This window comes from Anaerocolumna sp. MB42-C2, assembly GCF_030913705.1.
GTDB lineage: Bacteria > Bacillota > Clostridia > Lachnospirales > Lachnospiraceae > Anaerocolumna.
In genome coordinates this window covers 6,077,545-6,101,950 of the sequence record NZ_CP133190.1, presented here as the reverse complement: position 1 = coordinate 6,101,950, position 24,406 = coordinate 6,077,545, and the positions used below count along the sequence as shown (strand labels likewise).

Annotated in this window: 21 protein-coding genes; 2 read left to right on the top strand and 19 right to left on the bottom strand. The window is 35.8% G+C overall.

Annotated features, from left to right (window positions below; translation table 11 throughout):
* Positions 1-250: 250 nt before the first annotated feature.
* The 6 genes from RBU59_RS27015 to leuB form a co-directional block, all read right to left on the bottom strand.
* Positions 251-1,471, bottom strand: a complete 1,221-nt coding sequence (locus RBU59_RS27015; protein WP_308145567.1) for an MFS transporter — start codon at positions 1,469-1,471, stop codon at positions 251-253.
* A 400-nt stretch (positions 1,472-1,871) separates the two neighbouring features.
* Positions 1,872-3,473: an MBL fold metallo-hydrolase RNA specificity domain-containing protein gene (locus RBU59_RS27010; protein ID WP_308145566.1), complete on the bottom strand. Its 1,602-nt coding sequence runs from the start codon at positions 3,471-3,473 to the stop codon at positions 1,872-1,874.
* Between the two features lie 29 nt (positions 3,474-3,502).
* Entirely contained in the window at positions 3,503-4,375 is an 873-nt protein-coding gene (locus RBU59_RS27005) for a DegV family protein (RefSeq protein WP_308145565.1), read from the bottom strand.
* Between the two features lie 372 nt (positions 4,376-4,747).
* Positions 4,748-5,230, bottom strand: a complete 483-nt coding sequence (leuD, locus tag RBU59_RS27000; RefSeq protein WP_308145564.1) for a 3-isopropylmalate dehydratase small subunit — start codon at positions 5,228-5,230, stop codon at positions 4,748-4,750.
* Between the two features lie 228 nt (positions 5,231-5,458).
* Positions 5,459-6,724 (bottom strand): 3-isopropylmalate dehydratase large subunit, encoded by a 1,266-nt coding sequence (gene leuC, locus RBU59_RS26995; protein ID WP_308145563.1) that lies wholly within the window; start codon positions 6,722-6,724, stop codon positions 5,459-5,461.
* A gap of 136 nt (positions 6,725-6,860) precedes the next feature.
* Entirely contained in the window at positions 6,861-7,943 is a 1,083-nt protein-coding gene (gene leuB / locus RBU59_RS26990) for a 3-isopropylmalate dehydrogenase (protein ID WP_308145562.1), read from the bottom strand.
* Positions 7,944-8,253: 310 nt separating this feature from the next.
* Between leuB and RBU59_RS26985 the strand changes: the two genes are divergently transcribed.
* A complete protein-coding gene (locus RBU59_RS26985; protein WP_308145561.1) occupies positions 8,254-9,198 on the top strand; it encodes a LysR family transcriptional regulator in 945 nt (314 codons plus the stop codon).
* A 211-nt stretch (positions 9,199-9,409) separates the two neighbouring features.
* On the opposite strand, the gene RBU59_RS26980 is transcribed toward RBU59_RS26985, so the two are convergent.
* The 8 genes from RBU59_RS26980 to pheA form a co-directional block, all read right to left on the bottom strand.
* A complete protein-coding gene (locus tag RBU59_RS26980; RefSeq protein ID WP_308145560.1) occupies positions 9,410-9,823 on the bottom strand; it encodes a VOC family protein in 414 nt (137 codons plus the stop codon).
* Between the two features lie 86 nt (positions 9,824-9,909).
* A complete protein-coding gene (gene mutY / locus RBU59_RS26975) occupies positions 9,910-10,998 on the bottom strand; it encodes an A/G-specific adenine glycosylase (protein ID WP_308145559.1) in 1,089 nt (362 codons plus the stop codon).
* 439 nt (positions 10,999-11,437) lie between these two features.
* Positions 11,438-12,448, bottom strand: coding sequence for a ketol-acid reductoisomerase (gene ilvC, locus RBU59_RS26970; RefSeq protein ID WP_308145558.1), 1,011 nt, complete (start codon positions 12,446-12,448; stop codon positions 11,438-11,440).
* Between the two features lie 162 nt (positions 12,449-12,610).
* Positions 12,611-13,117: an acetolactate synthase small subunit gene (ilvN, locus tag RBU59_RS26965; protein ID WP_308145557.1), complete on the bottom strand. Its 507-nt coding sequence runs from the start codon at positions 13,115-13,117 to the stop codon at positions 12,611-12,613.
* Between the two features lie 134 nt (positions 13,118-13,251).
* The gene (locus RBU59_RS26960; protein WP_308145556.1) at positions 13,252-14,253 is read right to left on the bottom strand and encodes a glycosyltransferase family 2 protein; all 1,002 of its coding nucleotides are present in this window, start codon (positions 14,251-14,253) and stop codon (positions 13,252-13,254) included.
* 49 nt (positions 14,254-14,302) lie between these two features.
* Entirely contained in the window at positions 14,303-15,298 is a 996-nt protein-coding gene (locus RBU59_RS26955) for a glycosyltransferase (RefSeq protein WP_308145555.1), read from the bottom strand.
* 356 nt (positions 15,299-15,654) lie between these two features.
* Positions 15,655-16,965 carry a S1C family serine protease gene (locus RBU59_RS26950; protein ID WP_308145554.1) on the bottom strand — a complete coding sequence of 437 codons (1,311 nt, stop codon included), beginning with the start codon at positions 16,963-16,965 and terminating at the stop codon, positions 15,655-15,657.
* Positions 16,966-17,094: 129 nt separating this feature from the next.
* On the bottom strand, positions 17,095-18,231 hold the full coding sequence (gene pheA, locus RBU59_RS26945) for a prephenate dehydratase (protein WP_308145553.1): 1,137 nt from the start codon (positions 18,229-18,231) through the stop codon (positions 17,095-17,097).
* A 223-nt stretch (positions 18,232-18,454) separates the two neighbouring features.
* Here pheA and RBU59_RS26940 point away from each other — a divergent pair, with 223 nt between their 5' ends.
* Complete coding sequence (locus RBU59_RS26940) at positions 18,455-19,504, top strand: DUF5050 domain-containing protein (RefSeq protein ID WP_308145552.1); 1,050 nt, start codon at positions 18,455-18,457, stop codon at positions 19,502-19,504.
* Here RBU59_RS26940 and folK read toward each other — a convergent pair.
* From folK to RBU59_RS26915, 5 genes are all read right to left on the bottom strand, one after another.
* Positions 19,496-20,308 carry a 2-amino-4-hydroxy-6-hydroxymethyldihydropteridine diphosphokinase gene (folK, locus tag RBU59_RS26935; protein WP_308145551.1) on the bottom strand — a complete coding sequence of 271 codons (813 nt, stop codon included), beginning with the start codon at positions 20,306-20,308 and terminating at the stop codon, positions 19,496-19,498. The genes RBU59_RS26940 and folK overlap by 9 nt on opposite strands.
* A 72-nt stretch (positions 20,309-20,380) precedes the next feature.
* On the bottom strand, positions 20,381-21,196 hold the full coding sequence (gene folP / locus RBU59_RS26930) for a dihydropteroate synthase (protein WP_308145550.1): 816 nt from the start codon (positions 21,194-21,196) through the stop codon (positions 20,381-20,383).
* Between the two features lie 101 nt (positions 21,197-21,297).
* Complete coding sequence (gene folE, locus RBU59_RS26925) at positions 21,298-21,849, bottom strand: GTP cyclohydrolase I FolE (RefSeq protein WP_308145549.1); 552 nt, start codon at positions 21,847-21,849, stop codon at positions 21,298-21,300.
* An 18-nt stretch (positions 21,850-21,867) separates the two neighbouring features.
* Positions 21,868-23,193, bottom strand: a complete 1,326-nt coding sequence (locus RBU59_RS26920) for a bifunctional folylpolyglutamate synthase/dihydrofolate synthase (RefSeq protein WP_308145548.1) — start codon at positions 23,191-23,193, stop codon at positions 21,868-21,870.
* 10 nt (positions 23,194-23,203) lie between these two features.
* Positions 23,204-24,406 carry a class I SAM-dependent rRNA methyltransferase gene (locus RBU59_RS26915; RefSeq protein ID WP_308145547.1) on the bottom strand — a complete coding sequence of 401 codons (1,203 nt, stop codon included), beginning with the start codon at positions 24,404-24,406 and terminating at the stop codon, positions 23,204-23,206.

Here is a 24,406-nt window from a genome sequence, read left to right as displayed (position 1 = left end):
AAAACCTCTTTTCTTCATTAATTCATCAAAGGTATCTGTGTTACTCCTTTCTTCTTGCGTAGCTCATATATTTTATGACCAAGACCTTTTTGTTGCATATTATTATCCCCCATTTCTTTATAAACTGAATTTATTAAACATTTTTAGTCTATCTCAAATTTAAGTTGTATGCAAGCAACTGTAAGGAGGTTTTCTCAACTATAGTTGAGTTTTAAGATTTTATTCAACTAAGCGTTGACCTATTTTATTACTACTTTCCATTATTAAGATTCTCCAAATATCCCAAGTTTCTAATAGGTTTAAGAAAAAACATAACAACAGCTAAAACAAATATCATTACACCATAAATTAATAAAGTAAATGTTCCACCAAACATTTTTGCAAGTATTCCACCAAGTATAGAGCCGGCCGGCATGGCTAGTGTAACCAGTGTCATATTTATTGTGTATACCCTTGCAACCATGTTTTCCGGTGGCACTATTTGAAAATAAGTGCCATATATTACATTAATTACTCCGTTAAAAAAATTTGAAAAAATAAATAATATGATTTCTAGAATCAAAAATTGACTACCAAAACTTGCTATAACTATCCAGATTCCCCCTATTATAATATAAGCCATAACCAATAATTTACCAATTTTGTATTTGTTTGCTATCCTTTCAGAAAATATTGTTCCAACTAAATATCCAATTCCTCTTAGAGTTAAAATACCACCATAACCAAATGAAGTTATTCCAGATTCAGAAACAAATATAGGCAAACCTACAGTTAAAATAGCATTAAAAAGATTTACCAGGACTAAAGGGCATAATAATATTAATATTTTATTTTTGAAAATATACTCCATGCCAATTTTAAAATCGTCTATGTATTTAGTGCTTTGGTTATAATCTTTATGATCTAAAAGTGTGTTTGATTTGTAATTGACAATAAACAATACTAATAATAATGCAAATATATAAAACACGGTACTTTGTCCCATAATTACTGAAATTGAAAAAATAGACAGTAAAAAACCTGACAATCCATTTAAAATCAAATCCATTCCAGTGTAAGCAGCTTCCATAACAGAATTTGCTTTTATCATTTTATCTTTACTGACTATTTCAAGTAAGAATGAATTTTCTATAGGATATGTCAGATTTGAAACACATGAAATGAATGGTATAGAAAATAATAGAATATAAACATTATTAAATTTTGCCATGACAAGTGTCATTATAAACATAAAAATTATTTCTAAAAGACAACATATTAAAAGTAATTTTTTCTTGTCATATTTATCTACTATAGGTCCCCAAAATATACTAATTATTTCAGGAATTGAAAATAGTGCACCTGCTAAACCGGTTAGCAATTCATTTCCACTTATTTGATATATACTCCACATACATATAACGTAAAACAAACTATCAGCAAAGTTTATATTAATACGAGCAACTAGTAATTTGAAAAAGTTTGCATTCATTCAATTATCTCCCCAATAAAAAATTCTCCGATATAAGTTATGGTATATTTTAACATATTCTGTAATATTTTAAAATAGTATTATTATGTCCTTTAAATTTAAGTCAATTTATGTATTATTTTATAAATAATCTGCATAATTACTTAAGAAAGATCAAGTTTATTTACCTTTGATATCAGGCCAAATAATTCCAGTCTCTTCTCTATATTTACTCCATAACTCTTGATGAAATTTTCCCATGAGATGTAAGTTTGGGTCGCTTATTTGAAATATCTCTTTAAGTCTCATGAAATAACGCTTAAAAAAGTACTATTACATGAGATTATCTTTATAACAACCTTTGTAACAGTACTTTATTCATTTATCTCTCAACTTTTTTAATACATAACTAATTTATTTCTTATCGATCCCATTTATCACTTAAGGAATTAATCTGGTCTGTAAACTTGGCCAAATCCTTATTGGAACCACCCTCATTATGCTGAATAACAACCATTAAACGTTTTCCGGCATTTACAAGGCGTTCATATACGGATGAAATTCCTTTCTTCTTATCTTCTTTATCATGTACTTCAATCGCTTTACCTTTTTCCAGACATTCATTGGTAAGAAGATCGTAGATTTCTCCGCTGAAAGGTGCAACTGCATCATATCCATACTCACTTTTCAGAGTTTCCGTAAATAAATCACATACACTGGATTCACCGTGAACCACAAAAACTCTCTGAGGTTTCTTTTCAAACTGATTAATCCATTTTAACAGCCCCTCTTTGTCTGCATGACCGCTGACTCCGCCTAACCTTTTGATTTCCGCATTCACCTGAACAGTCTCACTAAATAACTTAACTTCCGTTGCTCCATCCTGTATAATACGTCCTAAAGTACCGGCTGACTGATGTCCTACAAACAAAATCGTGCTTTCACTTCTCCACAGATTATGTTTTAAGTGATGGCGGATTCTTCCGGCATCACACATTCCGCTGGCTGAAATTATTACTTTACAGTCATCGTCAAAATTAATCGCTTTGGAATCCTCTGAAGTTACGGAGGTTTTTAATCCCGGGAAAGATAAGGGATTGATGCCTTTATTCACTAGGTCCATTGCTTCCTGATCAAAATAACCTGCCATATTTTCATTAAAAATCTGTGTTGCTTCATTGGCCAATGGGCTGTCCACATACACTTTAAAGTCACCGTGTCCCGTAACCAGCCGATCTGCTTTAATTTTACGGATAAAATATAAAAGTACCTGTGTTCTTCCCACCGCAAAAGAAGGAATAACTACATTACCGCCTCTGTCAAAGGTAGTTTGTATTATTTTGGTTAACTCACCGATATAATCCGGTGTTACACCATGACTTCGGTCTCCGTAAGTAGACTCCATAACAACATAATCTGCTTCATTTATATATTGGGGATCATTAATTAAAGGCTGATTATTATTTCCGATATCACCGGAAAATACAATTTTCTTAGTAACACCCTCTTCGGTAATCCAGATTTCAATGCTGGCGGAACCAAGTAAATGGCCCACATCTACAAAACGAAATTGGATACCGTCATATAAATTAATCTTCTCTTTGTATTTATGAGGTACAAAAGAGCGGATCGTTCCATAGGTATCTTCCATGGTATATAAAGGCAAGAACGGACTTTCGCCTTTTCTTTTTCCTTTACGGTTTCTCCAGTCCGCCTCAAACATCTGGATATGTGCACTATCTCTGAGCATTATATCACATAAATCACTGGTTGCAGCCGTCGAATGAATCTTCCCTCTGAATCCCTGTGCATACAACAGCGGAAGTTTTCCGGCATGATCCATATGTGCATGAGTTAATAATATGGCATCTATTTTGGCAGAGGGTATAGGTATCTCCTGGTTCTCATATATATCTTTTCCCTGTTCCATACCGCAGTCAATTAATATATGCTTTCCGCAAGCTTCTAAATAATAACAACTACCTGTAACTTCATGTGTAGCTCCAATAAAAGTCAATCTCATGATGTGCCTCCATACTTTTCTCTACGATTTTATCTTTCAGTTCCGAAGAAAAATAATGCTATGGTACCAGGTCCTGAATGGGTTCCTATTACCGGGCCGATAGGGTTAATAATAATATCCTTTACCTCGAATTTTTCTCTAATAAGCTGCGCTAAGAATTCCGCATCCTCCAAAGTATCGCCATGTCCTATAAATACCACCTGATCTTTAACCGGAGAACAGGTATCAATCATATGGTCTAACAGTGCATAGAGAGACTTCTTGCGGCCCCTGACTTTCTCCATTGGTATCAAATGCCCTTCGTTATCTACATGAAGAATAGGTTTTACATTAAGAGCAGTTCCTATACCTGCACTTAAAGCACTGACTCTGCCTCCGCGTTTTAAATGATTTAAGTCATCAACCGTAAACCAATGACATAGTTTTAAGATATTCTGGTCAAGCCAGCTGCTTAGTTCCAAAAGGTTTAATCCTTCTTCCTTCTTCTTTACCGCACTGTATACCAGTAAACCTTCTCCTGCCGATGCCGCTTTTGAATCGATGCAAATAATTTTTGAATCTTTATATTTCTCCAGTAACTCTTCTTTCGCCAACAGGGAAGAATTGTATGTTCCGCTTAATCCGGAAGAAAATGCAATGTAAAGTATATCGTTGCCTGCTTCTAGAACAGGCTCAAAAAATTCAATAAAAGCCTCCGTATTAATTAATGATGTAACAGACTTTTCTCCTTTCTTAAGGCGCTGATAAAATTCGTGTATATCCATTTCCCTGGTGTCCGGATAGTGAAAATAACTTCTTCCATTTAATTCAAATGCCATAGGCATTACTTTTATTCCCAAATCATTGACCATATCCTGGGAAAGATCTGCAGTAGACTCAGTTATAATTACATAATCTTTCATAATTCACCTGTTCCCCAAATATTTGGATTGCCTGTTTTTTATATATATTTTACCACTTTTAATTTGTTAATACAACTCCTACAAATAAAATGGCGGACATTATATAGCTATTATATGGACACAAAAAAAGCTCTCAGGAAAGGGAATATTCCGATAAAATAAAATTAATAATTTTAGCAGGTACATATATCCTTATCATTCCTTAAAGCTTTTTTATATATTATTCAATTATTAAGTAATTCTATTTTAACATTCTAACTCCCATGCTTTCACAGCACAAATTAAAATACTTTTACCACTATTCTCTCCAATCCCTGCATCCAAGGCTTTTGGTCCGTTTGTTCTTGGTAAAATTATTCATACTAACAATAATTACCCGTTAATATAATTAATTAACCCTTCAGCCTTAATTATTTTTTGCATAAATTCAGGAAAGGGCTGGCCCTCATAACTGGTTCCTTTTGAAATATCATAGATTTTACCATTGTCAAAATCTACCTCTACTTCATCCCCTGCTTCAATTTCTTTTGCAGCTTCCGGACATTCAATAATAGGCAATCCAATATTGATTGCATTACGAAAGAAAATTCTTGCAAAAGTTTCGGCGATAACACAGCTGATACCAGCTGCTTTTATGGCTATCGGAGCATGTTCCCTGGAGGAGCCGCATCCAAAATTCTTATTGGCTATCATAATATCACCTGCTTTAACTCTGCCTACAAATTCCGGATCAATATCCTCCATACATTTCTTGGCAAGTTCGGCGGGATCGGAAGAATTTAAATATCTTGCAGGAATAATTACATCCGTATCTACATTATCTCCATATTTGTGTACTGTACCATGTGCTTTCATATTTTACACCTATTGCGTATCCCAGGTTAACCTGCGATACTGCCACTAGATAGAAATGTGAAACAAGTTTCACATAGTGAATGAATTCTCTTGTGGCATCCTTTCTTTATTTATATTTTCTTTCACACTAACGCCCATGCTTTTGGGGCATAAAAATGGCTCGCATGTTCTTGGCGAGACTATTCACACTAACGTAATGGCTCCTACCATTCAATTTATACAAATTACTTATAATCCCAATTCGCCAGGGCCTGAAATTCTTCCGGTTATGGCACTTGCTGCTGCTACGGCAGGACTTGCTAAATAAACTTCAGAATCTACATGACCCATACGGCCGACAAAATTACGGTTTGTTGTTGCTACGGCTCTTTCACCGGCAGCTAAGATGCCCATATGTCCTCCGAGACATGGTCCGCAGGTTGGCGTACTGACAACTGCTCCGGCTTTAATAAATGTAGTCAATAACCCTTCTTCCAAAGCCTGAAGATATATATCCTGGGTTGCCGGGAATATAATTACCCGCATACCTTTTGCAACTTTTTTGCCCTCCATAACTTTAGCTGCGATTCTTAAATCATCGATCCGACCGTTGGTACAGGACCCGATCACAACCTGGTCTATCTTTATCTCATCAACTTCATCAATTGTCTTTGTATTTTCCGGCAGATGCGGAAATGCAACAGTAGGTTTTAAAGCTGATAAATCAATGATGTAAGTTTCATCATATTCCGCATCCTCGTCTGCATAATACATTATATATTCTTTTTTGGAGTGTTCCTTCATATATTCCACTGCCTTGTCATCCACGGGGAAAATACCGTTTTTTGCCCCTGCTTCAATTGCCATATTTGCCATAGTAAAACGGTCATCCATACTTAAGTTAGCGATTCCGTCACCGACAAATTCCATGGATTTGTACAGAGCACCATCAACTCCTATCATTCCAATGATATGCAAAATTACATCTTTGCCGCTTACCCATTTGGATGGTTTGCCGATTAATTCGAATTTAAGAGCTGAGGGGACTTTAAACCACGCTTTTCCCGTAACCATACCGGCTGCCATATCCGTACTGCCCACTCCGGTGGAAAATGCTCCCAATGCCCCGTAAGTGCAGGTATGAGAGTCCGCTCCGATTACCACATCTCCTGCGACAACTAGACCTTTTTCCGGTAAAAGAGCATGCTCAATACCCATTTCACCGATTTCAAAATAATTGGTTATTTCAAACTCGCTTGCGAAATCACGCATACATTTACAGTGCTCTGCAGATTTAATATCCTTATTGGGAGTAAAATGATCCGGTACTAAAGCAATTTTATCCTTATCAAATACTCCCTTTTTATTTACTTTCTCCATCTCATGAATAGCTACCGGAGCTGTTACATCATTACCTAAAACTAAATCTAAATCAGCTTCAATTAACTGACCGGCTGTTACACTGTTAAGTCCGGCATGTGCTGCCAGAATTTTTTGAGTCATTGTCATTCCCATACTTTTATCCTCCATACCTGTTATCGGTTAAACACTTAATAATATTTTTATCCTGTTATGAAATTAACTATTAATGTTCTTTTTATCTAACTTCATTGTTATTACCTCAGCTGAGAGAGATTAAAGAAATTATAAGTTAAATCTTATCTGCTATGCGGTCTCCCATCTCCCTGGTACCTACCAGCGTTTTCCCCTCGGACATAATATCTACGGTACGATATCCTGCCTTAAGTATACTTTTGACCGCTGCTTCAACCCGGTCCGCTTCTTCCTCCAAATCAAAGGAGTATCTTAGCATCATAGCGGCAGATAATATAGTGGCGATCGGATTCGCTTTATTCTGTCCGGCTATATCCGGTGCAGAACCATGACTCGGTTCATATAAACCAAGTTTTGTATCACCTAGGCTTGCGGAAGCCAGCATTCCGATGGAACCGGTCACCATACTTGCTTCATCGGATAAAATATCACCAAACATATTCTCGGTTAAGATAACATCAAATTGTTTTGGATCTTTTACAATCTGCATAGCACAATTGTCAACAAGCATATCACTTAATTCCACTTCCGGATAATCTGCAGAAACTTCCTTTACTACCTGTCTCCATAATCGGGAGGAATCAATAACATTAGCCTTATCTACGCTGCAGACCTTTTTATTTCTCTTTTGGGCAATTTCGAAAGCCCATTTGGCTATTCTCTTAATTTCATTTTCATCATACACTAAGGTATCCATGGCTTTTCTGAGACCATTTTCTTCATACGTTTTACGTTCTCCAAAATATAACCCGCCGGTTAATTCTCTTACTACCACAAAGTCAAATCCGTCTCCGATAATTTCATCCTTAAGGGGACAGGCTCCTTTTAACTCATCAAACAATACAGCCGGTCTTAGATTAGCGAATAACCCCAGCCCCTTACGTATGGCTAAAAGTCCGGCTTCCGGTCTTAGATGGGGCGGAAGACTGTACCAATTGGATTGTCCGACTTTGCCACCAACCGCACCCAGAAGTACCGAATCACTTTTTCTGGCAGTTTCCAGTGCTTCCTCCGTTAATGGGACTCCTGTCTTATCAATGGAAACCCCTCCCATAAGCACTTCAGTATATGCAAATTTGTGTCCGAACTTTTCGCCTACTTTATCCAGTACTTTCTTTGCCTCAGTAATTATTTCAGGACCTATTCCATCTCCCGGTATAACAGCAACATTATAATTCATAACCCTTTTCCTTTCGTCCTTTTACAGGATATTAATTTTTCTATTGTTATTTCCTCTTTCATTATTTTATTTTCATTATTGCTATTTTAACATAAGCTTTGCTATAATTGAAATACATATTAAGAATATATATTATAACTTGAGGTTATGCCATTACTGTTCACAGGTAATAAACGCGACGTATTTTTTGTGAGTGTATTGTCACAGAAAACCGGAGAATTGCAGCGTAGGAGCGCTTCCTCCTCGTTTTGTGTGTATCGCGAAGTCTGTTATTGTTCACGAATAAAGAAAGGTATATAATGGGTCAAATATGGAACAAAATTTATCTTTATATAAAATTTTTAATACGGTAGCTGAAACCGGTAATATCTCCCATGCAGCCAAAGAGCTTTATATCAGCCAGCCTGCTATCAGTAAAGCCATAACAAAACTGGAGGAGAATCTGGGAATTCTGTTATTTAACAGAACCTCTCGAGGAGTCCATCTTACCGAGGAGGGAACTCTGTTATATGAACATACAAAATCTGCTTTTGATACCTTACTGCAGGGAGAAGTTAATATTAAACGTATTAATGAATTAGGAATCGGGCATCTGCGTATCGGAGTCAGTACTACATTATGCAAATATATCCTGCTCCCGTACCTAAAACGTTTTGTATCTTCTCATCCCCATATTAAAATTACCATTGAATGTCAGTCGACTTTCCAGACATTAGAATTATTGGAACGAGGAAAACTGGATATCGGATTAATAGGAAAACCGGTTAATTTAAAAAATCTGGACTACTATATGATAGAACAGATTGAGGATATCTTTGTTACTACGGAATCATACCTTGAGAATCTACGAGTGCGTGAATCTACCCCCTCGGTTTCAACTCGTACCGAAATCACTGTGGGAAAAAAATCAGATACTATATCATATGATATTTTTAAGACTGCTAATGTTATGCTGCTTGATGAAAAAAATATGACTAGATTATATATTGAGGATTATTTTACCAGAAATCAGATTGAAACAAATCAGATACTGGAGGTCAGTAATATGGACCTATTAATTGAATTTGCTAAAATTGGACTGGGTGTATCCTGCGTAATAAAAGAATTTATTCATAAGGAACTAGCAGACGGAATCCTCATAGAACTTCCTTTAGAAAAACCTCTGGGCAAAAGAGAGGTGGGATTTGCTTACTTAAGTAATTCCAGGTTATCAGAGGCGGCTAAAAAATTTATTCAATTCTATAAAAACAAATAAGTTATATGATTATAAACACATATTAAATGTTTACTAGTAAGACACGGTCGAAAATACTCATACTAAAATATAGCCTGGCCGGGCTTTCACGACTCTTATACTTAAGACACTGTCACTTCAATGACTACAACATTCGGCTTGTCAGATTCTAGAGCTGACGTTACTTTACAAAAAGCACGTCAGCTTAGATTTCTGCTATAACAAACCCAGACTACTCAATTTGATGGCTTAATTGCCAATGTATACCAAATCTGTCCGTTAAGGAACCGTAACATTTGCTCCAAAAGGTTTCCTGTAATTCTAATTCAACCTTACCGCCGTCTTTTAATCTTTCAAACCAGTTTATTAAATCATTTTCGTTATTATGAACAACTGTAAGACTAATATTATTTCCCTGGGCATAAGCAGAATTATTTACATTATCGGAAAACATAACATTACTGCCGCTGATATTAAGTCTGGCAAACATAATTAATTTTTTATACTCTTCCGGGACCGGATAATCCGGATCTTCCGGTGCCTCTCCCATTGTCATTATTTGGGGTATCTCTGTACCAAAAACACTCGCATAGTATTCTACCGCTTCTCTGCAATTCCCGTTAAAAATGAGATATACATTTACCATATTTCTACTCCTTGTTTTTAATATTCATTTAGGTAATAATATCCCTATTATACAGAGTATTCATGTTTTTATACTTTACGGAAAGCTTAATCACAATTTATAATACTATCCCGGTATTTTTCAAATGCACTTGGAAGTGTATAAATCTCATCGATTTGCTTTTTTGTTGCCCAGACTTCGTTTAATACTTTATCTGTTTTGTATACATTTTCTTCAGCTACCTTTTCCTCCTCATTAATCTGCACATAATACCCAGTCATATGCCACTCAATATGAGAAAAAATATGTTTACCTTCTCCTAAACTATAAAAATTATAATTAGTATATCCCTCACTTTTTAAATATTCGTCAAGTTGTACCGCTGTTAGTTTTCCCTCCAGTGCAGGAAGCTCATAAAGACCGGCTAACAACCCTTTATTTTGACGTTTTCTAATATAAAACGTACCCTGTTTCTCCAAAACCAGGACTGTTTTGTCTTCGATTTTTCGTTCTTTTTTTGCCGGTTTAACCGGAATACTCATCTCTGTATTGTTCTGATAAGCTTTACATAAATGCATAATTGGGCATTGCAAACAGATTGGTCTCCCGTTTGGTATACATATTCTAGCTCCAAGTTCCATAACTGCCTGGTTAAAATCACCCGGCCTGTTCTTAGGTATAATTTCTCTTATATCCTCTTCTAATTCTTTTTTCACACTTGCTTTGGTAATGTCATCGAAACTTCCCGCCACCCGTTTCATCACCCGAAATACATTACCATCCACTGCCGGTTCCGGGAGTTGAAAGGCTATGGACGCTATCGCTCCTGCCGTATAGGAGCCGATTCCCGGGAGTTTTAACAAGTCAGAATAAACCGGCGGTAATTCACCGCCATATTCCTCCATTATAATTCCGGCTGCTTTCCTAAGATTCCTGGCTCTGTTATAATACCCTAACCCCTCCCACAATTTAAGCAGCTGCTCCTCTTTTGTATATGCCAGTGACTTTATATCCGGCAGGGTATTGATAAAACGTTCAAAATAGACTTTCACTGCTTCTACCCTGGTTTGCTGCAGCATTATTTCCGAGATCCAAACATAATATGGTTTGGGATTTTCCCGCCACGGCAATATTCTGGCGTTGTTATCATACCAATCCAGCAAATATTCAATTGTATCCGTATAATTATACTTCATTTTTTATCTCCACTTTTTATTTAATCCATTTGTAAATGTGAGGGACAATAGTACGAAAGACTTTGACTATTGTTGATATTATAATAACCCTATACTATTTTACATGATTACTAAGTATGTAACAATAAATATTTTATTTCATAGAGGGAAGTTCGGAGAATTTACCAGGTAATAAACAAGAAAGATTCTGGTTTGCCTGACTCTAGCGCTGACGCGCTGTCACTTTAGTGACAATCCACCTTAAAGGATATTATCCTTTTGCGTGTTCATGTGCATCCTGCCAGTCGGGTTTTTTATGCAATAGGACGCAATCCTATTGCATAAAAAAGAATATCCCCAGTTACTCTTAATACTTCTACCGGGGATATTCTCCTTATTATCAGAAACTACAAAAAATACAGGAAACATTTCTGTAATATATTAAATAAATGTATTATTTTTAGTTGTTAATGAGCTTATCTTTATTGGTCCAGCTCATCATCTTGCGAAGCTCAGCTCCAACTTTTTCTAATTGATGTTCGGATTCTCTTCTTCTCATTGCTAAGAAATTAGTGCAGCCGATCTGGTTTTCAAGTAACCAGTTGCGTGCAAATACACCCTCCTGGATATCTTTAAGAACCTGTTTCATAGCTTTCTTGGTATCTTCGGTAATGATCTTAGGTCCGGTAATGTAATCACCGTATTCTGCTGTATTGGAAATAGAATATCTCATACCTGCAAAACCGCTTTCATTGATCAGATCTACTATTAATTTCATTTCATGAATACATTCAAAATAAGCACTTTCCGGTTCATAACCTGCTTCTACCAAAACTTCAAAACCGGTTTTCATTAATTGGGTTACACCACCGCAAAGAACTGCTTGTTCACCGAAAAGATCAGTTTCTGTTTCTTCCCTGAATGTTGTCTGTAACACGCCGGCTCTTGCACCGCCGATTGCAAGGGAATAAGCTAAACCTAAATCATGAGCTTTACCGGTTGCATCCTGTGCTACTGCGATTAAGCAAGGAACGCCCTGGCCTTCTTTGTATTGACTCCTTACCGTATGTCCGGGACCTTTTGGAGCAATCATAATAACATCAACATCTTTTGGCGGAATAATCTGCCCAAAATGAATTGCAAAACCATGAGCAAACATAATAGCATTACCTGGTTCTAAATTAGGTTCAATGGATTCCTTATACATCTTAGCCTGTTTTTCATCGTTAATTAAGATCATAATCATATCTGCTTTTTTTGCAGCTTCTGCTGCAGTATATACTTCAAAGCCGGCAGCTTCTGCTTTCGCCCATGATTTACTGCCTTCATACAGACCGATAATTACATGAACTCCTGATTCTTTTGCATTTAACGCATGCGCATGTCCCTGGCTGCCGTAACCGATTATAGCTACTGTCTTGCCTTCTAATAATGATAAGTTACAATCTTCTTGGTAAAATATCTTTGCCATCTTCGTATCCTCCTAAATATAAATAATTTATTATTGTAAAAAGTGTCACCACTCTTTGAAATAATCGTTTTTTCTTTATCAATTTAACTTGTTAAAGCACTAATTTAAATAACACCGCCTGCACGTATGCAGGCGTTATAAAGTAATGTCACCTACGACTGCTTAATCATCCAGATAATCCGCGATATCTCCTGACCCTCTTGAAAGACCGGTTATTCCCGTTCTTACGATTTCCTTTATGGTATAACCCTCCAATAACTTTATAAAAGCATCTATTTTAGCCTGATTACCGGTTAACTCAATCATAAGGGACTCCATAGCCACATCAACGATTTTAGCTCTGAATATATCTGCTACTGCTATAATTGCTTGTCTTTCTTTTACTGTCGATAGAACTTTTACCAGAATTAACTCTCTGCAAACGGATTCGTCCGGAAGCAGTTCACGGATTTCCCTGACATCCTCAAGTTTTAATAATTGTTTACGGATCTGTTCTAAAATCTGATCGTCACCGTTAACAACAACAGTCATTCTCGAATACGCATGATCCTGTGTTTCACCAACTGTTAAACTATCTATATTATAACCTCTTCTGCTGAATAGACCTGAAACACGGCTTAAAACGCCGGCTGTGTTATCCACCAATATTGATAATACCATTTTCTTCATAGGGACCTCCCATGTATTTCTATGTATTTCTATGCATTTAAATTGTATTCATTTTAACAATATGAGTATTAATTGTCAATAATTAAAACATTTTTTGAATATGAATTTATGTAAGGCGGAAAAGAACCGCCCTTTTATAGAATATACAGCAGTCCCAGGTTTCTTAAAATACCTGTTTTCATAAAACCAAACTTCAAAACCACATGTCTTCTTTTAATCCAGTTTTGTTTCAGTATATTAGCCATGGAATATACTTGTAATTTTTGCTTCGTAGGCATTTTAGGTTCAAAGATGCGGTAAAATTCATCTGCCTGTAATGCCGTTTTATATATAACTTCTTTCTGCTTTTTTAATGAGGAGATACGATCGTGCAGATAGGACAGAAAGTTTTGATTTCCAACTACGTTGCCCCCATGCTGCCTGTAAAATAGTGTCGAAGTAGGTAAAAAATAGATTTTGCCAAATGCCGCGGCAATTAAAGCTACCCACCAGTCATGGTATCTTGCATTTACCGGTTGTACATTCATGTAATTTCTTAATGTTTCATTAAACATAACCGTACATCCGATTAATTTATTCTCCATCATAATGTGAGGCAAATCAACTTTTCTGGTGTCTAATTTACTGCATTTATAAAAGGATCGATTGAGAATATTTAAATTGCTGTCTACAACCAGGGCATCGGTAAATACTGCTAACGGAATATCCTGACCGTATTTCTTCTCTATCTTTTTCATTTGAATCATGGTTTTATCAATTTTATCTGTCATCCAGACGTCATCCTGGTCGCAGAACATATAATAATCCATCATAGGTGCCAGCTCAGAATCTTCGTCGTTTACTTTCGTGTGCTCCGTTGCTTTCTCCTGTAATCTTCTGTTATAATCTGCAGCATATTGGACACCTTCTAGAAAATTCAGAGTGACGCCTTTAGTTTTGTTATTCTGCTGAAACATAATATTATCCGGTAGACGGCGAACATATTCTTCGATAATACATTTCGTATTATCCGTTGAACCATCATCAAATATCCATAATTTCCAATTCCTGTATGTGTTTTTTAATATGGATTCAATCTGTTCTCTTATATATTTTTCACCGTTATAAGTTGCCATAATAATATTTACGCGATTCATACTTTTTTCCTGACCTTTCCGGAAGTTTGCCTGTAATAATTTCTATCATTTAATTCCAGTATGAGGGATTCAAACTTAATTTTTTTATAACATTTTTAGGGAGTTTATCATAATTTTTTCCGGCTAAATAACCCAGATATTTAAATCCGCTCAGGAATATTAAATCCGGGATTAAAATATACTGTTTTTTTTCGATCAGATAGTTTAATGTCTGTTTTACCATTTTCGTGCCTTCCGTTTCTGATTTAACGGATGAAAAAATATGATCATACTGTTTTTGTGAAACAGCTAAATCAAAATTTCTTTTAAATTGCTGCATATAAGTATAAATATGGGAATGATAAACCCTTGCGTCAGCTGCATACGTTATTGAGTATCCGGCATTAATAATTCCGGCTGCCATTATCATATCCTCATTGAATATGGTTTTGGTAACAAACCCGGAGAGCTCTTCATAAACGCTTTTACGATATGCGGCACATACATTGGAGCAAAAATAAGTTTTAATACCCAGCTTAGGTAAATCCTCCAATGATTTAGTATAACTATGATCAGGGTAATTAAACTGCCTGGTATAACTTTCAATGATTCCGCTTTTTTGCATAGCTAACTGCCTTCCATAAGCTGCTGCAACCTTACGGTCCTGAAAAGGTATAAGCAGCGAATTTATCAGATTTACATCTGCCGGAACAGCATCCTGAGTCATAAATACAATAATTTCAGCCTGTGACAGGGACGCACCGTAGTTTCTTGTTCCACCATGGTCAAAATCAGGTTTTTTTATTTCATAAGACTCAATCCTGCATATAGAACTGCTTAAACTAAGTGCATATGCCAAGGCTTTTTCCTGTTTTTCTGTGCTATCTGTTTCAGTCTCCACAGTTTGAAGCAATATAATTCGATTGGGTTTTACAGTTTGTTTTGTTAGTCTTTCAATTAATTGATTGAATTTTGTGTCCGGTTTATAAACCGGAATTATAACATCAACTGAGACAGAATACTGCCTCGGTATTGTATTATTAGCTTGTACTTCTTTATCCCACATTATTTATGAGCCACCTCACTTATTGTACATTATAAGCCTATCATACCCAAGTATTAATTCCCTGTCAAGCAGGGTAGGTATTTTATCTTTTTTGTTGTATTTTGCCGTTTTTAAACCGATTAAATCAATAAATTTTCAATTTCTTCATAAACACGCTCTTTTAAGAATACTTATCTATATCCGAATAATCATTCAACCAATTGATTATATAACTTCATCACAAATAACAGAGTGCCCATAAATGCAATACTCTTACGGACACTCTTTGTATATTTAAAAAATTTATCTTTTATTATTATCAGTCAATAATTAAAATATAACTCATAAAAACTTTAACTTAGTAACTAGTCAAATATTTAATTACCGGAAGGTCTTGCATCAAAGGTTACGTTAATTGTCTTATCAACATATTTCCCGTCTTCTAAGGATTTAATAACTACGGTACCACTTGTATCTGCTTTGGTATATCCTAATACTTCCTGCAGATCTGCCATTGTTTTAATTGTTATATTATTTACAGATACAATAATGTCTCCAACTTTTAAACCGGCTTTTTCAGCAGCGGAACCTTCTTTTATTTCACCTACATAAACACCAACCGGCATATTAAATCTCTGGGAATAATCATCTGTAACATCTTTTCCTGCGATACCCAGATATGCTTTCTCTTTCTCGGTCAATACGGTTCTGTTCATTAATTCATTAATAATGGGAATCGCATTGGAAATCGGAATTGCATAACCAACGCTTTCTACATTGTCATCTACATATTTCACAGAATTAATTCCGATTACTTCCCCTTTAGAGTTAAGTAATGCACCGCCGCTATTGCCGGGATTAATTGCTGCATCTGTCTGTAAAACCTTTAATGTAACGTTATTAACGGTTACTTCACGATCTAATGCACTGATATAACCAACGGTTATGGACTGGCCATATCCTAACGCATTTCCGATGGCAATTGCCATTTCACCCAGTTTTACAGATTTAGAATCACCTAAAGTTGCAATTTTAATCTTATCTGCGGTACCCTCTTTTAAATCAGAGAGTTTTACCGAAACGACTGCCAGGTCATTACTTGGCTCTGTACCTTTTATCGTAGCCGGTGCTGTTGTATTATCCGCAAATACAATATTAACCGTTTTCGCATTCGCTACAACATGGTTATTGGTTGCTATTAAGATCTCATTCTCATTCTGTCCAATTATTATTCCTGAACCACTGCCCTCTTTCTCTTCGCTGTATTGCCTGCCAAAAAAGTCACTGGTTACATCAGTCACTGTTGAATTAATCGCTACTATGGATGGCATTACATTTTCTACTACAGTAGAAACGTCTCCTGATGTGTTATTTTTTGTAGTTCCTGTTTCTACAGCAACAACCCCATCCGTACCCTCTTTACTATTATCTACAGCACTGCTGACAGTCGGTTTATTCCGATCTGATAAGGCATAAACTCCCTGGAAAGATGCTCCTGCTACTAATCCAAAGACTGTTGCTGATGCAATTATCTTTGTAAGATTTTTTGCAAATTTATGTTTTTTCTTTGGTTTTACATCAGAAATTATTACATTGCTTTCAATAATCTCTTTATTGCTATTGGATGTAAAATCATTATTATTTTTGTCATTCTCGTTAAATTGACTATTAAAAAAGTTATCGTTCATAATTATTACTCCTTTCAAACTTTAGTTATTATATTTTGTCATTCCTTATTTGTTTCTTTATTTTATAACTAAAGTTTAACAAGAAATTATGTCTACTTTGTGATTACTATTTGAAAATTGTATGAAGATTTAAATCGATTTATAACTTCCTAATATTTTTAAACACATAGCTTCTTCCTGAATTCCGAATAATGCATTTTTTACACCTGCATCATTTAAATTTCCTTCAAAATCCACAAAGAAACGATACTCAAATACTTTTCCCTCCAGGGGTCTGGATTCAATCTTTGTCATATTCAAATTATTATATATAAAATGAGAAAGCATATTATAAAGCGTACCACTCTCATGCGGGAGTTCAAAACATATACTAATTTTATTGGCATTTTTTATATACTTTTTATCTTTTGAAATGATTATAAAACGAGTAGAATTCGTATCTTCATGATTAATTGTTTCTTCCAGGATCTGCAGTCCATAATAAGCTGCCGCCTGTTTACTTGCAATGGCACCCTGGGTCATATCCTTATCTTCCAATACTTTCTTAGCACTGTCAGCTGTGCTGGTACACTCCACAGGTTTCATATAAGGATGATGTTCTATGTATCTTGAACACTGCATAAGTCCCTGGGGATGAGAATAGATTGTGTGAAGATCATTAATTTTTGCTCCGGGAAGCCCTAAAAGAGCATGCTGGATTTTAACAACATGTTCTCCAATAATTGAATTGTCAAATTCAACAAGTAAATCATAAATATCGGAGATTCCGCCGGTAGAGGTATTTTCAATGGGAAGTACGCCATAATCGGCATCTTCCTCTTTGATAGCCTGCATAACTTTTTTGAAAGAAGATGCATAACTGCGGTTGATATTCAATCCAAAGTACTCTTCCATAGCCTGTTCCGTATAGGAACCCCTTACTCCAAAACATACTACCTTAGTATCTTTAGTAATTGGAAGTTTTTCAAATTCAGTAAATGGATTAACAAAACTCTCTTCACTGATTAATCCATATTGCAATTTACGGCTCATTGACATTATCTGAGTAAACAATTCCTGTATACCGTGCCGATTAAAATTATTCCCTGCCAACTCCTTTAAAACTTTAAGTTTATCCTGTTCTCTTTCTCTGTCAAAAACCTTTTTCCCTGTTTGTATTTTGTATTCGGCGACATCTTTTGCCAACTGCATCCGATGTTCAAACAAATCTACTATTTGTTTATCTACCTTATCAATTTCTTCCCTGCTTTGCTGTAAATCAATCATATAAACCTCTTTCCTGGTGTTTTCGTATTTATGATCCGGATATAAGTAATTGAATGTAATTCGCAGCCTTTATCCCTTTTCGTTTTAAACTCTATTCTGCACATAATTATATAACACTTTGGTATCCTAATGCAATCCTTAAGAAGAATTCATTGCATATTATACATAATAGTTTTATAATTAAACATGAAGATTTCTCATTTGAGTAAAGGAGGCATTTGTTATGCCAAAGGGTGGTTTTATGAAACTTATTAAAAATATAATCCTTATTTTTATTCTCATTATTATTTCAGTCTGTATAGTTTTATTTTACCGAAATTCCATAAAAATGAAATACAATTCAGAGCACACTTATGGCAATACAGCCGGTAATCTGTTCAATGGAGGAATATTCTGCGAAAATAGCGGTCGAATTTATTTTAGTAATCCCGAAGATGATGGCACTTTATATTCTATGAATTTAAACATGCTGGATTATAAAAAGATTTATAATGACAGAGTGGAATATATTAATGCCGCGGGCAGTTATATTTATTATTCCCGTGTAAATCATAAAAAAGAAAAGAGTAAGCCGAGTGTTTTTGCTTTTAAAAATGCCGGTTTGTACCGAATTAAATCAAACGGTAAAAATATAGTAAGTTTATCTGACACTCCATGCGGTTTATTAAACGTGTATGGTAATAACATATATTATCAGCATTTTACCAACGAAGATGGATTGAAATTTTATAAAACAGGTATAGATGGCGCCGGAGAAAAAAAATTGTCGGATGAGGGTATCCTTCCTATGACGATAGCTGATTCTGTTTTATATTACAGTGGGATGAAAAAAGATCATAACCTATATTCCATGAATTTAAAAAACGGCAGCATATCTACCGTTTATGAGGGTGGTGTCTATGCCCCGATCTTAATTCAAACTGAGAAAAAATATGTCTATTATATGTCCGTCACAAATAATTATTCTATAAACCGTATGGAATTAAACGGTAAAAATAATGCTCCCCTTATTGAAGAAAGATGCAGCACTTATAATATTTCAGAGGATGGCAGATATCTATACTATCAGGTTGATGACAATGAAAATAATCATATCGGTGTTATGGACCTTACCACTGGGAAGTCGCAGCACATCAAGGAAGGAAATTATAAAAATATACATATAGCAGGCAATAAGGTATTCTTTCGTGATTTTGAAGACAAAGACACCTATTATATACCTGTTGGCCTAAATAATACTGTCTCTGTTTTTCAGCCCCCTGTACTAAATTAACTTCTGTAGCATCTGGTATGTTGTGATATTATAGATCGGGTGAATGTGATTGGGTGCAATCTCATTCAGTGGCTTTAAGACAAACTCCCTGTTTTTTATTTCCGGGTGAGGAATTATCAAATCCTTATCATTTACAACTTCATCGTCATAATAGAGTATATCCAGATCAATCGTTCTAGGTCCCCAATGGATAATTCTCTCCCGTTTTAATGTTGCTTCAATTTCATGTATCAGTTCCAATAGTTCGTAAGGGGTACGAAGTGTTTTAAGTTCAAGAGCACCATTTAGAAAATCATCCTGACAAACCCCTCCAACCGGTGCGGTGACAATAAAATTCGAAACATTGCCGACTTTACATAAATTATCTGCTTTTAATAGTTCTACAGCGGTTTTTAGGTTTTGCTCCTTATCTCCAAGATTGGAACCAATACTTAAATAAGCCCTGTGCCATACTCTCTCCATAACTACCGAGACTGTTTCTATGGGTAACAGTATGGGTGCCCAGGGCTTTTTTACTTCCAGATTAATTTTCTCTATAACAGGGAAATGAATTAATATCTCCCTAGCAAGATGTTCGGTCAGAGTTTCTATTAGTTTAAAAGTATACTTTTCCATTTCACGTTTTATAAAATGGCAAACCTCACCATAATTAACCGATTTCGTTAAATCATCCTTACAAGATGCTTTCCATAAGTCAGCATATAATATAACACTGACTAAAAACTTTTGACCAAGTACATTTTCTTCTTTATAAACACCATGATGTCCGAACACTTCAAGGTTTGTTATCCTTATCTGATCCATCTTGAATTCCTTTCCTGCTTTAAGATATGGCTGCTATATGTTACGAATACGTAACTTAAAATTGCTCCTTGATTATACCTTCTGTTCCCTCCGTATCGCTTCCGCCATTTTTACCGCTCTATAATTGGGTAATATATCATGAACCCTTATAAAACTGCATCCTTTCATAACTCCTATAACCGAAGTCGCAATTGTACCCTCCAGCCGTTGTTCAGGCGGTAAATCCAGTGTGAGGCCTATGACTGATTTTCTTGAGGTACCTAATAAAATGGGAAGTTCTAATCGATGCAATTCCTCAAGATGATTTAATAACTTAAGATTCATCTCATACGTCTTTCCAAAACCGATACCGGGATCTATAATAAATTTCTCACGTTTGATTCCTGCAGAAAGTCCGATTTGAATACTATCCTCTAAATCAGAGATTACATCTTCCAGATAATTCTCATAAATTGCTACTTTTCTATTATGCATAACACAGACCGGCACATCATAACTGCGTATGATTTCAGCCATATTACTGTCATATTTCAGTCCCCAGATATCGTTTACAAGATCTGCTCCTGCTTCTATCGCTGCTTTAGCGACTTTACTTTTATAAGTATCAATTGAAACAGGTATATTAAATTGCTTTTTGAGCTCTTTAATTACCGGAACAACCCTGCTGATTTCTTCCTCTGCTGTTATCTGCGTAAAATTTGGCCTAGTAGATTCACCGCCGACGTCAATGATGTGCACCCCTTCGGCCACCATCTGCTGAGCATGTTTTAGTGCTTCAATAATGCTATTGTATTTACCTCCATCAGAGAAAGAATCCGGGGTAACATTTAATATCCCCATAATATAAGTATGTTCTTTAAGATCAAAATTTTTATTTCCGATTATCATAATGACTCCCTTGAGTTTCATAAGTTAACCTCGAAACTGACCAAAAAAGCGAAATGTTTTCTAACACCCCGCAAAGGATTTCAAGGTGACAGTTGAACATTTTATTTTAGCAGTTGAAAAAATGTATTCCTTAATTCTGTATTATCTTCAAAAACTCCTCTGCCAAGCAGCGTAGTTGTCAATGTTCCCGGTTTTTTTACCCCGCGCATTGTCATACACATATGCTCCGCTTCCAGTAACACGATTACTCCTTTGGGTTTTAGATATTTCATAATATCGTCTGCGATCTGAGCTGTCAGCTGCTCTTGTATCTGAGGCCTGCGTGCATAAGTTTCTACTGTTCGTGCCAGTTTACTGAGTCCTAACACTTTACCGTCGGGTATATATCCTATATGTGCTTTACCATAAAAGGGCAATAAATGATGTTCACAGACAGAATAAAATGTAATATCCTTTTCTAATATAATTTCGTTATTTACGGCAGAAAAAGTTTTGGACAGAAATTTATCTGTTTCCTGATTCAGACCACCGAATATTTCTTTACACATCGCTGCAATTCTCTTAGGTGTATCGGAGAGGCCTTCTCTATGGACATCCTCCCCGATTCCCTCTAAAAACAGTTTTACTGCTTCTTCTATTTTTTTATCATCCATAAAGTCCTCCTTGTACATTTATGACAAAACTACCTCTGCCGCATCGCAAATCTCCTTAAGATAGGATAAGGAACCAAAAGCGATTATAACATCTTCTTCACCCACTGTTTCATAAGCCATTTTAACAGCCCGTACAACAGTACCTGCATCAAATACCCGGCAGTTATATTTTAAAGCAGTTTTGGCTAATTTATCAGCAGGCAGACCACGTATTGTATTCGGCGTAATCGTGTATATTTTGTCCGCATATTTCCCTGTATGTCTTAATACGGAATCATAATCCTTATCTGCCAGAACACCTATAATAAAAATAATTTTCTTATTTCCAAAATAATATTTAATATTTTGTTCCAGTGAAAGAGCCGCATCTTCATTATGAGCGCCATCAATGATAAAATATGGTTTCTTTTTTATTATTTCAAAACGCCCTCTCCAATGAGTATGTTCTAAACCATTCTGAATATTTTCATTGGTAATAGAATATCCCAGATTTCTTAAACATTCAGCCGTTAATACTGCTAATACTGCATTCTTAACCTGATTTTCACCTAACAACCTGATTTTTAAATGTTTAAAACCCTCGTAGGAAAATATAGTCTCTTCTATGCTTTGTGTTTCTATCTGTATTTTATTAAAATCAGCTTCTGTTAAAGCAGAATGATTTTTCCTGCAGACGGATTCAATCACTTTCTTGGCTTCCGGCTCCTGATCATAAGAAACAACCGGTATTCTTTCTTTAATAATTCCAGCCTTTTCCTCTGCAATTTTTTCTAATGTGTTTCCTAAGATGTGCATGTGATCCATACTGACCGAAGTTATTACCGCGCATTCTGTTGTAGTAATAACATTAGTAGCATCAAGCCGGCCTCCTAAGCCAACTTCCAGTACTACCACATCACATTTTTCTTTTACAAAATGAAGCATAGCCATAGCCGTTTCAATTTCAAATACGGTTGGGTGAGGAAAACCTTCTTCCGTCATCGCTCTGCATATCTCTTTAATACGGTTAATGTATTTTGCAACTTCAATATTATTGATGTACGTAGTTTTTACAGACGAACTCTTTTTAACCTGTTTATTTAAACCGGTTATTTGTATTTTCTCAAAATAACTGAATACGGCAGGAGAGATATAACGTCCCACCAGATACCCGGCTGAGGCCAGTATATTGGCTATATAAGCTGCCGTCGAACCTTTGCCGTTAGTTCCTGCTATATGAACGAATTTCAGCTTATCCTGAGGATTATCTAATTCCTTAAGTAATTTTCTCATATTTTCCAAACCTAATACGCTGCCGTACTGCTCGGATGATTTTATAAAATGTAACGCCTCTTCATATGTCATGACTTACCTCCTATCTTTCCTCACATACCTGGAAAACAAAGAATTTTAAATAATAGGATTCATCGGCAGCCCAAAGAATCGGGTGATCCGGCGCCTGGGTTCTGTATTCTACCTGTCTTAACCGTTTTCTCGTATTTCTGGCAGCCTGTCCTACCGTTTCCGCAAATAATTCCGGTGTCATAAAATGAGAACAAGAGCAGGTAGCTAAAAATCCTCCATCTTTAATTAGCTTCATAGCCCTAAGATTAATTTCCCGATAACCTTTGATTGCATTTTTTATTGAATTTCTTGATTTTGTAAATGCAGGCGGATCCAGGATTATTACGTCAAATTTTTTATTTTGTTTCTCTAATTCCGGCAATAATTCAAATACATCCTCACATTTAAAATGAACGGTATCCTGTAACCCGTTTAAAATTGCATTTTCTTCGGCTTGCTTAATTCCAATCTCGGAAGCATCCACTCCAAGTACACTTTTGGCACCGGCTAAACCGGCATTTAAAGCAAAAGAACCAGTATGGGTAAAGCAGTCTAATACCTCGGCTCCCTGACAAATTTTCTTTATTGCTTCCCTATTATATTTCTGGTCAAGGAAAAACCCTGTTTTTTGACCCTCTTCAACATCAACCATATATTTCACGCCATTTTCGATTATCTGGACTTTGGTATCAAAGGGTTCCCCCAGAAAACCTTTGATTCGTTCCATTCCCTCATTACTTCTTACTTTGGCGTCACTTCTTTCATATACGCCCCGGATATTAATACCATCCTCTTTCAGACAGTTTCTCAGTAACTCTACAATGATATCTTTCATTCGGTCAATTCCAAGTGCCAGAGATTGTACCACTAAAACATCGGAAAACTTATCAATAACAATACCCGGAAGAAAATCAGCTTCTCCGAAGATAATACGGCAGCTGCCCGTATCCACGGTTTTTTTCCTGTATTCCCATGCATTTTTTACCCTGTTTCTGAGAAATTCCGCATCAATCTCCTGCCCTTTGATTCTTGACATAATTCTGACCGTTATTTTTGACTTGGTATTGATAAAACCGCTTCCCATATAATAATCGTCAAAATCATGGACATATATAATATCTCCATTCTCAAAATCACCTGTAATGGTATCTATTTCATTATCATAAACCCACATACCACCTGCTTTGAGGGTTCTTCCTTCCCCTTTTTTTAACTTTACGATTGCTTTCTCCAT

Bases quoted from the DNA above. Each gene is read 5' to 3' on its own strand.
- RBU59_RS26920 (WP_308145548.1), bottom strand. From the start codon at position 23,193: ATGACATATGAAGAGGCGTTACATTTTATAAAATCATCCGAGCAGTAC.
- RBU59_RS26980 (WP_308145560.1), bottom strand. From the start codon at position 9,823: ATGGTAAATGTATATCTCATTTTTAACGGGAATTGCAGAGAAGCGGTA.
- RBU59_RS27005 (WP_308145565.1), bottom strand. From the start codon at position 4,375: ATGAAAGATTATGTAATTATAACTGAGTCTACTGCAGATCTTTCCCAG.
- RBU59_RS26960 (WP_308145556.1), bottom strand. From the start codon at position 14,253: ATGAATCGCGTAAATATTATTATGGCAACTTATAACGGTGAAAAATAT.
- RBU59_RS26915 (WP_308145547.1), bottom strand. From the start codon at position 24,406: ATGGAGAAAGCAATCGTAAAGTTAAAAAAAGGGGAAGGAAGAACCCTC.
- leuC (WP_308145563.1), bottom strand. From the start codon at position 6,724: ATGGGAATGACAATGACTCAAAAAATTCTGGCAGCACATGCCGGACTT.
- leuD (WP_308145564.1), bottom strand. From the start codon at position 5,230: ATGAAAGCACATGGTACAGTACACAAATATGGAGATAATGTAGATACG.
- folP (WP_308145550.1), bottom strand. From the start codon at position 21,196: ATGATAATCGGAAATAAAAATTTTGATCTTAAAGAACATACTTATATT.
- pheA (WP_308145553.1), bottom strand. From the start codon at position 18,231: ATGATTGATTTACAGCAAAGCAGGGAAGAAATTGATAAGGTAGATAAA.
- RBU59_RS27010 (WP_308145566.1), bottom strand. From the start codon at position 3,473: ATGAGATTGACTTTTATTGGAGCTACACATGAAGTTACAGGTAGTTGT.
- leuB (WP_308145562.1), bottom strand. From the start codon at position 7,943: ATGAATTATAATGTTGCTGTTATACCGGGAGATGGAATAGGTCCTGAA.
- ilvN (WP_308145557.1), bottom strand. From the start codon at position 13,117: ATGAAGAAAATGGTATTATCAATATTGGTGGATAACACAGCCGGCGTT.
- RBU59_RS26950 (WP_308145554.1), bottom strand. From the start codon at position 16,965: ATGAACGATAACTTTTTTAATAGTCAATTTAACGAGAATGACAAAAAT.
- mutY (WP_308145559.1), bottom strand. From the start codon at position 10,998: ATGAAGTATAATTATACGGATACAATTGAATATTTGCTGGATTGGTAT.
- folE (WP_308145549.1), bottom strand. From the start codon at position 21,849: ATGGATGATAAAAAAATAGAAGAAGCAGTAAAACTGTTTTTAGAGGGA.
- ilvC (WP_308145558.1), bottom strand. From the start codon at position 12,448: ATGGCAAAGATATTTTACCAAGAAGATTGTAACTTATCATTATTAGAA.
- RBU59_RS27015 (WP_308145567.1), bottom strand. From the start codon at position 1,471: ATGAATGCAAACTTTTTCAAATTACTAGTTGCTCGTATTAATATAAAC.
- RBU59_RS26985 (WP_308145561.1), top strand. From the start codon at position 8,254: ATGGAACAAAATTTATCTTTATATAAAATTTTTAATACGGTAGCTGAA.
- RBU59_RS26940 (WP_308145552.1), top strand. From the start codon at position 18,455: ATGCCAAAGGGTGGTTTTATGAAACTTATTAAAAATATAATCCTTATT.
- folK (WP_308145551.1), bottom strand. From the start codon at position 20,308: ATGGATCAGATAAGGATAACAAACCTTGAAGTGTTCGGACATCATGGT.
- RBU59_RS26955 (WP_308145555.1), bottom strand. From the start codon at position 15,298: ATGTGGGATAAAGAAGTACAAGCTAATAATACAATACCGAGGCAGTAT.